We start from the raw sequence: 12,801 nt of genomic DNA on the forward strand, positions 1-12,801 counted from the left end.
TACCAGCACACCGATGTAAGACGAAACCCCAATAACGATCTAAACGTAAGCTGGCTTTGCATCATCCCATTAATGCTCAACATCTGCCGCTTGCTGAGCCGCAAGTCTGGGTCCTTGAATGACTAAACTGGCCAATAACCGGACTTGCTCAGCTAACTCTTCATGCCATTGTGGCCAAATACGCGCAATATAAACATTACTGCCTTCACCACGAGTCATATAGCCATCATGAAAAGTCTCCGCCATTTTTTTCAGTGATTTTTCGCGATCATCGACCCACTTTCCACGGCTAAACCCCGCTTCAATACTGGCTAATGCAGTATTAGGAAAATACGCCAACGGTTCGGTCATGCCTTGATAAAATAAACGCACTAACTCCGTCAGTAATGCCTTGGCGTGATCGGCATCCGCGATGGGGGGATAAACCCAATGCTGCACGCCTTGTTTGCGATCGTAACCAATCACATGAGTCGGTTTATTGATTCCCATTGCGGCAAGAGCAAGATGATCGATCCACGCCGCGAGATAATGCTGAGCACGAATCGTACCACTGCGATAACGCATTAATCCAGCTTGATAATTCTTAGTCAGCCAGCCAGTCAGTTGAACCGATTTGCCCTCACCGAATAAATCAAAACGCAGATTGATCTCTTGATCATCAAGTGGTGAGTGACATAAGAAACCGATTTTCTCCGCTAGCGCTTGAGCTTGTGCACGATTGGTCTCAAATTCTAGCTCGCCAAAGGCACCGATCGGTAATTTACCCTGCGCCCGCTGCTCAACCAATACACGTTCGATCGCATGTTCAGAATTCGGCTGCTCAAGAAAAACATCAAGGAGTTGATCGCGTAATTGATAACTCTCTAGCCCATCCAAAGTAAAAGGCTCTGCATCTTCCATCACTGGCTGCGGCGCTTCAAAGGTGACTTTCAGTCGGCGATTAAAAAAGTATTGCACTGGCAAACGCCAAAAACGTTGTAGCTCTACAAGCTCTAAATTCAGAGGGTACGTTGCCTCAATTAAGTAATCACTGAGCGCACGATTAAATTCACCACGGGATTGTCCCTGACGATTAGCCGCAGGTAGCCACTCTTTAGCGTAACTGCCGGGTTGGGTCGAAAATGCGTCTGGACTGAACGGGACCATGGCATGAGTTGTGGTTAACGCGTCAACCAATCGTTCCGCCGACCGATCACTGCTCAACGATTGATCGCCCTGCAAACAGTAATTTTGTTGGCAATACTCCATTAACTCTGCGACTAAAACTGAAGGAACACGCTCAGTATTGTCTTGAATCGAACGACCAACGTAACTGATGTACAACGTTTTTTGTGCCGAGAGCAACGCCTCTAAAAATAGGTAGCGATCATCATCTCGCCGCGAGCGATCCCCCGCTCGGGGACGTCCATTGATTAAATCAAAACCATCTTTCGGCATGGTTCGCGGATACACGCCATCGTTCATGCCCAATAAACACACCGTTTTAAAGGGGATCGATCGCATCGGCATTAAGGTACAAAAGTTCACTTGTCCTGCCAAAAAGCGCTGGCTGACTCGTATACCTAATAATTTGTTGCGTAGATACTGGATGATGATACTCGGGGCCAGTGCTTGATCGTATTTAGCATCCGCCAGTTGTTGTTTTAATTGCGCTAAGGTATCGCGAATCGATTTCAGCGCCAGCTCACCTTGCAGATCAACCACAAAAAAGTCATCCAGTAGATCCCCTAACAGCGCTCGCCACTGTTCAATACTCTGAGTGTTGGCGAGCCGCTCACGGTAATCACTCACTCGCTGAATAAAATGCGCCAATTTGCCCGCCAGCTCCGCATTCAATCCTTGCACTTCATTGTAAGGCGCTAAAGCCAGTTCGCCTTGCTCAAATAAGCCCGCAGAGGGCGGCATGGCATAACCGAGTAACATCCGCTCAACGCCAAATTGCCAAGTATTTTGTTCGGTTGGCGGCAGTTCAAATTGATCTGCCGTGCGAGCATTTAGCCCCCAGCGAATCCCAGACGCTTCTACCCATAATTTTGCTTGCGCGAACTCTTGCTCATTAAGCGCAAACTTAGCCATCATCGCTGGCGTTTCGAGTAACTCCAGTAACTCTGAGGCTAAGCAACGTGATTCTGGCAAACTAACCAAATGCATAAATGCACTTAAGATAGGACTTTCTTGATCGGCTGTGCGATCTGAAATGGCATAAGGGATATAACGCTCACCAGGCGCATTGCCAAATACGGCGCTAATCGCTGGGCTATAAGCATTGATATCTGCCACCATGACAATAATGTCACGCGGTTTTAAATCTGGATCAGCATCAAACATGGCCAGCAGTTGATCGTGCAAGACTTCCACTTCTCGCATTGGACTATGGCAGACATGAAGCGAGAGAGAAAAATCATCAACCTCGATGATCTGTTTGTGCAGGCTATTATCAAGTTGCTGATCATCTTGATGTTCTTCTAAATGCAAAATATCCGCTTGCAGATGATGCAGTAAACTATCCCGAGCAGGTGCCATAAACAGCTCCAGCTCTTCGCAATCCAATAGCGACAGCAAATAGAGATTATCACGGCCCAATTTGCCCATCGAGGCTAATAAACCATTGCCGACCGAAGCTTCGTTATGCTGCTCATCAACAAGATTCGCTTCAATGCCTCCTTTCAGTGGCGATCGCTGACCTTCAACGTGGATTGCATTGGCTTGTAACGCTAAAGTTTTACGCTGTCGACTGTCCAGCTTAGCGAGGGTTTTTCGATCGCGAATATCCCCCCAATAGTGCTGACAAGGGTTGGTAAACATTAGGTGGACATCTATCTGCTCACCTAATGCCTTTAGTGCATCAAGATAACGGGGAGGAAGAGAGGCGATACCAAAAATAAATAACCGCTTGGGTAACAGACGGGTATCTAATGCCCCCTCTACCAATTGCTCAATAAAGCTTTGATACAGATTGCCACGATGATAATGGGACTGACCTTGATAGACAGTGTCTTGATATAAGGCTTGCCACAATATTGGCTGCCAAGGATGCTCGTCATCGAGTTCTTTAACGACCTCCCCCGCTTCCCACTGAGCGATCCAATCCGGACGATACACCAAATAACCATCGAAAATATCGGCAATTTTCTCTGCCAATTGGTAAAGCTTCGAGTGATCGTCGTCTTGCTCAAGGTAGCGTTGCAGGGCAGTGAATTGTGGATGAGTGAGTAGATTTGGCAGCAGACGCATTAACTTCCACGTCATTGCTTCTTTATTAAATGCACTACGCTGTGGCACCTCAGGCAAGACTTGGGTAAACATCTCCCAAATAAAACTGGCCGGTAATGGAAACTCAAGATTTGCAGCCACTCCTAGCTCTTTGGCTAACGCCATCTTTAGCCATTGCGACATGCCCGAGCTTTGTACCAAGATTTTTTCTTTGTCGAACGGGTGCGCTAACGGGTCGTTTTTGATCAACTGAACTAACAGCGTTTTGAGGATTTCAACGTTATTCGAATGATAAACGGTAAACACAATGCACTCACACTACTCTGCCCTTAATAAGAGTTGAGAGTAGCATAAGTGCCGTTAACTGGATAATTTTCCTAGGGTCTGTTGCCCCTAATACATGACGATTATCCCGCCTGACCAGCCAATGAACGAGCTGGAAAATAGAACATCAGATAACGTAGCGCTACGTACCCAACCACCACGGTCGCCACAATCAGTTCAAAGCTGGCAAGCGCATGTATCTGCTGTACATAGTGAGGGTCGATATTTAAACTTTCCATCCAATGAGCGGTTTTAAACAGCGCCGTGGCACCAATCACCATTGGAAAGGTAAACGCGGCATAACCGGGGCTAAAAGGTAAACGCAGTAATTGAGTGAACGCGAGGTAAATAATCGCCGTCATCAACACCGCAATACCAAACAGTAAAGCAATGATCACAGGGGAAGGCTCAGCGGTCACCGTTAAATAACCCGCCAAAGAGAGACTCGCTGGCGCTGCCAAGATCGCTAAGGTGGGTTTAGCCGCATCCGGTACTTGATGGGTAAACATAAAACGATAAATCATCATCGGTAGCATTACCGCGTAAGCCAACATACCAAACACTAAGGTTGCATGAGCCATCGGAGCCAGTAGTGGGTTACCAGAAAATGACACATCAGCCACGATGATCCCCACTGGCGGTACAAACCAACTCGGCACCATATGATGCAGTTCAAACGCTTTTGCGCGATGATAAACAAAGCTCACCAAGAAAATCACATGCAGCAACACCGCCAGTAACCACAGTCCATCACCGAAAAATGGTGAAAATTGGCCCACCGAGTGAGACACCACCATACACGCCATCGCAAAAGTGGGCACGACACTGCCTACCACAGGATGCGCCAAATCTTGGCGGAGTAAATGATGATGCAAGAGAAACTTAAACGCTAAAACAATCAATAATACACTGGCTAGTGCAGCGCCAAGCCACTGACCGTAGCCTTGTAAATTGGCAAGGTTTTCCCAGCTCCAACCTAAACTGGCAATACCTAATGCCAATCCTGCCATAGGAGTGGGAGCTCCCATCACTTTTGTTTTTGCTGCTTGAATCATACTGACCTCAACACGGCTTATTATCGCAATACGCGCATGATACCCTTGCTTAATGTTTGAATATATCTGATTATTTGTAACCTACGTTCAATAAAACTAAACAACCTATGGCCAGCCCGATTTCGCTCAAACAACTCAATGTGTTTATGACCATCACCCAACACAAAACGCTAACCGAAGCCGCAGACGCTTTGTTTCTCTCTAAAGCAGCGGTGAGTTCAGCTTTAGCGGAATTGGAGAAACACTTAGGACATGCGCTGTTTGATCGAGTCAACAACCGGTTAATCCTTAATCAAGAAGGGCAAAAACTATTGCCTTTGGCCGATGAATTGCTGGGACGCGCCAAAGATCTGCATCATCTGTTTGATCAGCAAAATACCCTCGCTGGGCAATTACGAATTGGAGCCAGTGATACGATTGGTAACCAGTTAGCGCCTTATTTAATTAGCGCCTTTCGCTCACAATACGATCATCATGCACAAAGCCTATTTATTTCTAATTCAGCACTGATTTGTCAAAAACTGGTCGATTATGAGTTAGACGTTGCTTTGATTGAGGGCAAAACCTTGCATCCTCAATTGATTTCGCGTCAATTTGGTCAAGATGAAATGTGTATTATCTGCGCCCCTGATCATCCGCTCGCCAAAAAATCAACGTTAACGCTCAGCGATTTTGAACAGAGCCAGTGGGTGCTAAGAGAGGCCGGTTCGGGGTCTCGAGAATTTTTTATGCGCGTCGTTGCGCCGCGTATTGAGCAATGGCAAGAGAGTTTCGAGCTCAATACCACCGAAGCATTGATTAACAGCGTCTCAGCTGGATTAGGTTTAGGTTGTTTGTCACAGCTGGCTGCCCACTGCGCGTTACAAGATGGGCGAATCAAGCAACTGACTGTCCCTCTCGATATGCAACGGCGTTTTTGGGTCTTGGTGCATAAAGAAAAGTACCAAAGTCCGCTTTTGAAAAGCTTTATCGCCTTTTGTCACCAATCCAACGCCTAGCCTCTCAGTTTGGTGGCTTCATCTAGACTTTATTGAATAAAAACTGTATAAAAAGCCAGTAATTATTTAGCACAACATAGAGGATGAACCATGGCCGTCATCGTTAAGTACGTGGTGGAGCGCAACGGAGAAGAGAAAATGACTTTTACCTCGAAAGCCGAAGCTGATGCTTATGACAAAATGCTCGATATGGCAGATGAGCTGTTCGAACTATTGGGTAAAAGCGCTCTGATTGAAGATGAAAGTAAGCAAGAAGAGTTAGCGCTGTTCTTGGCACAGAACAAAGAAGACGTGCTGGTCGCGCTCGGTGCCAAACGCAAGCCTACGCCACCTAAAAAACCGAAAGCGGTCGAGAGTGATGACTCTGTTGACGACGCTGCTTAACTGATTCTGACCGCTGCCTAGCAGCGGTTTTTTATCCTAGAAAGGATATCTATCGCTAAAAAGACAGACGATATCGTTCGATGGACGGATAACGTATTGCTCCTTTCCTCTGCATAAAACTCTCTTTAAGATAACAATCATCTTACGGTCATTGACCACGAAATTGACACCACCAAAATGGAGAACTCATAATGGCGAATTTTGCCCTAGGCTTTGGTACGGCCACACTCAATCGTGACGGAAAAATCATTGAGGCATTTTTCCCTCATCCAGTTCTAAATCCAAGTGATGATTTAATCAAAGTATTGGCTGGTATTTGCAATTATCAATCGGGTAATCAAGTACTTGAGATCTTACCAGAGCAATGCGGTCAACTGGCTCATGCCTTTGCTAGCCATGCTCAAGCAGATAATGCTGCTTTTGCCAGTAAAGCCGCGTTATCGACTCAACCGCTGATTTTGGTGATCCTCGCGACCGATGAACAACCAAGCTCAATCGCTGAAGGCTTTTTAAAACTACAGCTTATCTCTCATCGCCTTGTGCAACCACACGGCACAGTACTGGATGGCATTTTTGGTCTATTGCATAACATTGCTTGGACCAATGAAGGCCCGATTGATTTACCAGAGCTTGCCGAGCGTCAAATCGAAGCTCGCCTTGCTGGGCGTCAATTGAGCGTCGATTGTGTCGATAAGTTTCCGAAAATGGTTGATTACATTGTCCCAACCGGTGTGCGCATTGCTGATACTGCTCGCGTTCGCCTTGGCGCACACGTTGGCGAAGGGACCACCGTTATGCATGAAGGCTTTATCAACTTTAATGCGGGTACCACAGGCGTCAGCATGGTGGAAGGACGAATTTCCGCTGGGGTTGTTGTCGGCAATGGTTCTGATATTGGTGGTGGTGCGTCAATCATGGGCACCTTATCTGGCGGCGGCAAAGTGGTGGTTTCAATTGGGGAAAACTCACTACTTGGCGCCAACGCTGGTCTTGGTTTCCCACTTGGCGATCGCTGCACGGTAGAATCCGGTCTGTATGTCACTGCTGGCACCAAAGTCCGCATGCTCGATAACCAAGGTCAAGAAGTTGAGATCATCAAAGCACGCGAGCTAGCAGGTGTCTCTGACCTGTTATTCCGCCGCAATTCGATCACCGGTCAAATCGAGTGTTTAGCCAATAAATCAGCGGTTGAGCTAAACAGTGAGTTGCATAGCAATAACTGAGTTTCATCCAATGAGTTCAACGGCTTAACCCGTTCGATTATCCAAACAAAGGCTAGCGTCAGCTAGCCTTTGTTATTGCACTATTGTTCGCTGATGAACCGAATTAACGGGCAATATTGGCTGGGCTAATCACCACACAAGCGGTTTGCTTTTGCTTACCAAAACCGATGATCTGCGACAGGGCTTTTTTACCAACCGGAACATACGCCGAAGCCATCGCATGCTGTTCAGATTCCGCGTGAGGATCGTGGAAAAAGAAAAACTTTTCACTCATGCCACTTAAAACGATCCAGTGAGGTTCTTTTTTGCCATCAAACCGATAGGTGCTAATCAACAATAGTACGCAAGCCCCTTGCGTCACCCACGCTTCAAGTTGATCCTGAGTTGGTGGAGCATCAATCATCGCCACATCTTGATGAGCCAGTTGCTCACAAAAATCCAGATGCACTAACTCAATCACCTGTTTTTTATTGAGGTCTCGGACACTATCAATGAAAGGGGTACTTTGTGATTGGCTCCATAACTCGACATGAAAACCTCGTTTCGCTGCTGCTAACGCTAAGCCTTGGCCACTACAGCCACCGTGTCCCGCCGCCATGAAAATCGTCGTCGCTTCTCGCCATAACTGAAGCTCTTGGGTGCGACTCAGTTCAAAAGAGGGTCGTAAACAAGAGAAACTCATCAATAAGCAAGCGGCACCACAGGTGAAGGGTGTGGTTTGCACATAAAGGGGCATCGGTAGCAAAATTTTAGGTCCATGAGGAGTTAAACGTTTTTGCATCCGACGACCATCACATAAATCGTCGTAATAGTGGATCAAACACTTCAAAGTGCGATAACCCATTTTTTCATATAATTTTATTGCTGCTATATTGTCTTCACGAACTTCTAGCCGTAATGTAGTGAAACCTTGATCAAGAGCAGCACGCTCGCATTGTTCAACTAACGTTTGAGCAATCCTCCGTCCTCTGAAATCAGGTTTAACGGCAATCGAATACAACCTTGAGAGCTGTGTACCTTGATGAAATAGTAGCAATGCATATCCAGCTAACTCCGTACCGGAATCGGCGACAAAAATCACCGAATGGCTAGAATGTAAAAAACGCTTCATTTGACGAGGAGAAATTTTATCTCCATCAAACAGCTGTTGTTCTAACGCATTAAGCGCAGCGAGATCAGTACTTTTCGCAAGACGAAAGTCCATACGACGTCCTTACAGGATGAAAAGAGTGGTTGGCAAGATTGTGACTCAATAATAGACCTATTGATTTAGGAAGAATATAGCGATGGCAAACCTTTTAATCGTGACCGATCAGGCCAGTGACTGGCAACAGTATTTCCCTTCAGAACAAGTCGTCAGCGTTGATCAATATTTAGATGCTGACTGGAAAGCTTCACAGCGCAGCGTACAGGTGGTGAACCTTTGTCGCGATTATGATTACATGAGTACGGGATATTACTGCTCTCTGTTAGCTGAAGCGCGTGGACATCGAGTGATCCCACGCGTGATGGCAATTAACGATATTAACCAGCCGTTTTTACTGTCCTCTGGACTCTTAAAACTTAACAAGCTGTGCAAAAACATCGACTCTATCCACTGTAAAATCTACTTTGGACGCACACCAGAAGCTGGTCTAGAAAAACTGGCTCAGCGCCTGTTCGAACAGTTTATGGTGCCAGTAATTGAACTGAAAATGACTAAAATTCAGGGACAATGGCAAATTCACAGTATTGCGCCATTCCCTTTTCAAGATCTGCAAGACAGTGAGCAAGATTTCTTCATTGAGTCATTAGAGCTGTTCTCAAGTAAAATCTGGCGCAGACCGAAACAAGAGAAGAAGTATCGCTACGATATCGCGATGTTGGTCGATGAAGAGGAGAAAATGCCGCCTTCCGATCCTTCTGCATTGAAGCGTTTTCGCCGCGCCGCCAATCGCTTAGGTATGAACTTAGAATTGATCTCCCCTGATGATTTGTCGCGTTTGGGCGAGTTTGATGGCCTATTCATTCGCGCCACCACTAATATTAGCAACTACACCTATCGGTTTGCGAAAACCGCAGAAAAAATGGGCCTGATCGTGATGGATGATTCAGAATCGATCATGAAATGTACCAATAAGGTATTTTTGACCGAGTTACTGCAACGTAATAAAGTTCCTGCGCCTAAGAGTGTTATCGTACAAGGGTTTGATAACGATTGGAAAAGCTACTTGATGGGACAACTGGATTTCCCTATGGTGCTGAAAATCCCCGATGGTGCTTTTTCTCGTGGGGTAGTCAAGGTTCGTAATGAACAAGAGCTTGAGAAAGAAGCCAATGCGTTATTTAGCAAAAGCGCGCTGATCTTGGCTCAAGCTTTTATGCCGACTGATTTTGATTGGCGAATTGGCGTAATGAACCGCCAAGCGATTTATGCCTGTAAATACATGATGAGTCGTGGACATTGGCAAATTTATCAGCACCATAGCAGTGGTCGAGTCTCATCGGGTGGATTTGAAACCTTCGATTTAAAACAAGTCCCTAAATCGGTGGTGGATGTCGCCGTAAAAGCGGCGAATTTGATCGGCAGTGGTCTGTATGGCGTCGATCTTAAAGAGATCGATGGACAAGTTTATGTGATTGAAGTCAATGATAACCCGAGCATTGATCATCAAGTTGAAGATGCGATTCTCGGCGATCTGCTCTACGATCGTATCATGACAGAGTTCTTACGCCGTATTCAGATGCGTGGTTTTTAGTTTATTCTGATTCAATTAACACCGCCCCCAAGTGATGTTGATAACCCATCACTTGGGTTTATTTTATCAAGGACAAGGATTCTCAATGGATTTTCTTCTCGATCATTGGTCTTTTGCCACACCCCCTACGGCACAGCTCTCCCTACAACCCAAAAAAATTGAAGCGGATCACTGGTACCATTGCCAACGAGATAAAGCCGGGTTACGTGAATGGCTAATCGATAATGCGATTCCTCTCTCTATTGTCGATAGTTTACTCGCAGAAGATACTCGACCTCTATTTGAACAGTACGATGAACAGCATTTTCTGCTGATTCTACGAGGGGTTAACCTGAATGACAATGCCGACCCTTCTGACATGCTCAGCGTGCGAATTCTCTATTATCATGGCGCCTTGATTACCAGTCGTAAGATATCTTCAAAAACTATCAACTTAATTAGCAGTGCTTTACAACAAGGCAATGGACCGAAAAGTCTTGCTGATGTGTTGGTCGCTATTATTGATGGCTTAAGCAAAAACATTGATGACTATCTTGATTGCGTCGAAGAGAAAATCACTCGATTCGAAAGTGAGACCGAATTAAGCGACCCCTTAATCCAAACCCATAAAGCACTGTTAAAAATCAAACGCTTTATTAAACCTCAGCAATACGCGCTTGAGGATTATCAAAACTCCAACCTATTGATGGCAAATCATAAGCAATTAAACTTACGACATAGTGTAAATACCATTACTCGGATTAATGAAACCTTAGATTTTTTCTTGAGTGAGTTGGATATTATTAAAGGGGAATTGCGTCAGTATCACGCTGAAAAAATGAACCAAAATACCTATTTATTTTCAGTCATCGCAGCAATTTTTCTACCTGCCAGTTTTTTAACAGGTCTGCTGGGTGTCAATGTAGGAGGTATCCCAGGGACCGACTCTCCAATCGCTTTTGGGGTCTTTTGTGCTGGTCTGCTTGCTATTTTTGTGATGGAATTTTGGATATTGCGCCGTTTGCGTTTTTTAACTCATTAAATAGTTTTAACTCATTAAATAGGAAGTCACTATGTATATTTTCGGTTACGGAAGCTTAATGAATTCAGCTTCGCGTCAACTGACAGGCGAAACCGGACAAGCGATTCCAGCGATTGTTCATGGTTTAGTGCGTTATTGGGGAAAAGTGGATGATAGCTATCTGATTTCACCTTTAGTGGTCAACCCGGGACAAGGCCAAGTGAATGGCGTACTACTCGAAATCGATGAGGCTGGATTGGCTGAGTTTGATCGCCGAGAACGTGGATATCAACGTATCGCACTTTCTCATCAACAAATAGACTGTCAGCATGACCTGAAAACCGATCAAGCGATTTGGGTCTATGTCACCGAACAATATCAGCCTCCTTGTACACGCAGTCCGATTGTCCAAACTTACGTTGATACCGTCCTCGCCGGGTGTTTGGAAGTTTCTGAAGCGTTTGCTCGCCATTTTGTCGAACACACCTTAGGCTGGCAAGCGCCATGGGAAAATGATCGGTCCATGCCTAAATATGGCAACTTAGCCGGAGTCAACGCCACTGACCTTGAACACATCGATCAACTGATTGCTCAGGTTCGTTAAATATTGAATTCGCTATTAGGACGATGAACAAGATGTGGGAAATATTCATACGCTTTTTTACGCTCGGATGGATAAGTTTTGGCGGCCCTGCGGCGCATATTGGCTACTTTCGACACACGTTTGTTGAAAAACTAAAATGGATGAGCGATCAACAATATGGACAAATTGTCGCTTTAAGTCAGTTTTTACCTGGCCCAGGTTCAAGTCAAGTGGGCTTCGCGATCGGTTATCAACGAGGCGGATTATTGGGAGCCAGTTTAGCCTTCATTGGCTTTACTCTCCCTTCGATCATACTAATGGTATTACTCGCCACTTTCAGCCGCTATTGGCTTGATACATCCCAATATGCACTACTGATCCATGGATTAAAACTGCTCGCTGTCGTAGTCGTTGCCGAGGCAACATGGGGAATGTATCAAAACTTTTGCCGAACAAAAACCACCGCCAGTTTAGGTCTGTTTAGTGCAGTCATTTTGTTATGTATTCCCGGTATCTTAGCGCAAATCTTGGTCATAGTCCTTGCCGCCATCATCGGTATAATCTGGCTAAAAAATCCTCATCCTACAACCACTTTGACCCCATTTCGCCCAACGTGGTGGCCTTTAGTTTTATTTGTAGCGATTTTATTTGGCCTACCATGGCTAGTCAGCTCAAGTGCGAGTGTAATGTTATTCAAACAGTTTTTTCATGCTGGTAGCTTGGTATTTGGCGGTGGTCATGTCGTCATGCCTCTGCTGCAAAATTTGTTAGCCGATCAAATAAGCAGCGATATTTTTCTGACTGGTTATGCCGCCGCCCAAGCAGTACCCGGCCCAATGTTTACACTGGCAACGTATCTGGGTTACTACTTGCTACCCGCATCGCCTGTCACTGGTGCCATCATCGCGACCATCGGTGTCTTTTTACCGGGATTTTTACTCCTTTTAGGCGTACTCAAACACTGGCAAAATCTTGCCAATCTTCCCTTCGTTTCAGGAGCACTCGCTGGAGTCAACGCATCCGTGGTCGGATTATTACTCGCGGCTCTTTATCAACCGGTATTTATCAGTGCGGTATTCAATGCTTGGGATGTCGCTTTACTACTGATTGGCTTATGGTTACTTAAAATTATGAAGTGGCCAATTCTTGGTTTAGTCATGTTCTATTTGTTAACGGCACTTATTCGTGGCGTTTTGTAACAAAAAGAAGTTATTTTTTGCTGATCAAACACGGTGAATTCCAGCGAATCGCCTAAACTTATTAAAGGCGCTGACTATTCCACC

Annotated in this window: 10 protein-coding genes; 7 read left to right on the forward strand and 3 right to left on the reverse strand. The window is 45.5% G+C overall.

Features of this window, described 5'->3' with window-relative positions; all coding sequences use genetic code 11:
- Positions 1–69 precede the first annotated feature (69 nt).
- On the reverse strand, positions 70–3,519 hold the full coding sequence (recC, locus tag VIB_RS10375; protein WP_004395892.1) for an exodeoxyribonuclease V subunit gamma: 3,450 nt from the start codon (positions 3,517–3,519) through the stop codon (positions 70–72).
- Positions 3,520–3,620: 101 nt separating this feature from the next.
- Positions 3,621–4,592 (reverse strand): TDT family transporter, encoded by a 972-nt coding sequence (locus tag VIB_RS10380; protein WP_004395893.1) that lies wholly within the window; start codon positions 4,590–4,592, stop codon positions 3,621–3,623.
- A gap of 107 nt (positions 4,593–4,699) precedes the next feature.
- On the opposite strand from VIB_RS10380, the gene VIB_RS10385 reads away from it, so the two are divergent.
- The 3 genes from VIB_RS10385 to dapD all read left to right on the forward strand — a co-directional run bounded on the left by VIB_RS10385 (position 4,700) and on the right by dapD (position 7,197).
- Entirely contained in the window at positions 4,700–5,590 is an 891-nt protein-coding gene (locus VIB_RS10385) for a LysR family transcriptional regulator (RefSeq protein WP_040904663.1), read from the forward strand.
- A 90-nt stretch (positions 5,591–5,680) separates the two neighbouring features.
- Positions 5,681–5,974 (forward strand): YebG family protein, encoded by a 294-nt coding sequence (locus tag VIB_RS10390; RefSeq protein ID WP_004395895.1) that lies wholly within the window; start codon positions 5,681–5,683, stop codon positions 5,972–5,974.
- 191 nt (positions 5,975–6,165) lie between these two features.
- Entirely contained in the window at positions 6,166–7,197 is a 1,032-nt protein-coding gene (gene dapD / locus VIB_RS10395; RefSeq protein WP_004395896.1) for a 2,3,4,5-tetrahydropyridine-2,6-dicarboxylate N-succinyltransferase, read from the forward strand.
- Positions 7,198–7,300: 103 nt separating this feature from the next.
- Here dapD and VIB_RS10400 read toward each other — a convergent pair whose 3' ends face one another.
- On the reverse strand, positions 7,301–8,401 hold the full coding sequence (locus tag VIB_RS10400; protein WP_004395897.1) for a GNAT family N-acetyltransferase/peptidase C39 family protein: 1,101 nt from the start codon (positions 8,399–8,401) through the stop codon (positions 7,301–7,303).
- An 82-nt stretch (positions 8,402–8,483) separates the two neighbouring features.
- Here VIB_RS10400 and VIB_RS10405 point away from each other — a divergent pair, with 82 nt between their 5' ends.
- The 4 genes from VIB_RS10405 to chrA all read left to right on the forward strand — a co-directional run bounded on the left by VIB_RS10405 (position 8,484) and on the right by chrA (position 12,717).
- The gene (locus VIB_RS10405; RefSeq protein WP_004395898.1) at positions 8,484–9,935 is read left to right on the forward strand and encodes a RimK family protein; all 1,452 of its coding nucleotides are present in this window, start codon (positions 8,484–8,486) and stop codon (positions 9,933–9,935) included.
- An 85-nt stretch (positions 9,936–10,020) separates the two neighbouring features.
- Entirely contained in the window at positions 10,021–10,956 is a 936-nt protein-coding gene (locus VIB_RS10410; protein WP_004395899.1) for a zinc transporter ZntB, read from the forward strand.
- A gap of 31 nt (positions 10,957–10,987) precedes the next feature.
- The gene (locus VIB_RS10415; protein WP_040904664.1) at positions 10,988–11,539 is read left to right on the forward strand and encodes a gamma-glutamylcyclotransferase family protein; all 552 of its coding nucleotides are present in this window, start codon (positions 10,988–10,990) and stop codon (positions 11,537–11,539) included.
- Between the two features lie 32 nt (positions 11,540–11,571).
- Positions 11,572–12,717, forward strand: coding sequence for a chromate efflux transporter (gene chrA, locus VIB_RS10420; RefSeq protein ID WP_004395901.1), 1,146 nt, complete (start codon positions 11,572–11,574; stop codon positions 12,715–12,717).
- The last annotated feature ends 84 nt before the right edge of the window (positions 12,718–12,801 follow it).

It is taken from the genome of Vibrio metschnikovii CIP 69.14 (genome assembly GCF_000176155.1).
Lineage (GTDB): Bacteria > Pseudomonadota > Gammaproteobacteria > Enterobacterales > Vibrionaceae > Vibrio > Vibrio metschnikovii.

Excerpts from the sequence above, each read along its gene's own strand:
- VIB_RS10415 (WP_040904664.1), top strand. The coding sequence starts at position 10,988 with ATGTATATTTTCGGTTACGGAAGCTTAATGAATTCAGCTTCGCGTCAA.
- VIB_RS10390 (WP_004395895.1), top strand. The coding sequence starts at position 5,681 with ATGGCCGTCATCGTTAAGTACGTGGTGGAGCGCAACGGAGAAGAGAAA.
- VIB_RS10410 (WP_004395899.1), top strand. The coding sequence starts at position 10,021 with ATGGATTTTCTTCTCGATCATTGGTCTTTTGCCACACCCCCTACGGCA.
- chrA (WP_004395901.1), top strand. The coding sequence starts at position 11,572 with ATGTGGGAAATATTCATACGCTTTTTTACGCTCGGATGGATAAGTTTT.
- VIB_RS10385 (WP_040904663.1), top strand. The coding sequence starts at position 4,700 with ATGGCCAGCCCGATTTCGCTCAAACAACTCAATGTGTTTATGACCATC.
- VIB_RS10380 (WP_004395893.1), bottom strand. The coding sequence starts at position 4,592 with ATGATTCAAGCAGCAAAAACAAAAGTGATGGGAGCTCCCACTCCTATG.
- dapD (WP_004395896.1), top strand. The coding sequence starts at position 6,166 with ATGGCGAATTTTGCCCTAGGCTTTGGTACGGCCACACTCAATCGTGAC.
- VIB_RS10405 (WP_004395898.1), top strand. The coding sequence starts at position 8,484 with ATGGCAAACCTTTTAATCGTGACCGATCAGGCCAGTGACTGGCAACAG.
- VIB_RS10400 (WP_004395897.1), bottom strand. The coding sequence starts at position 8,401 with ATGGACTTTCGTCTTGCGAAAAGTACTGATCTCGCTGCGCTTAATGCG.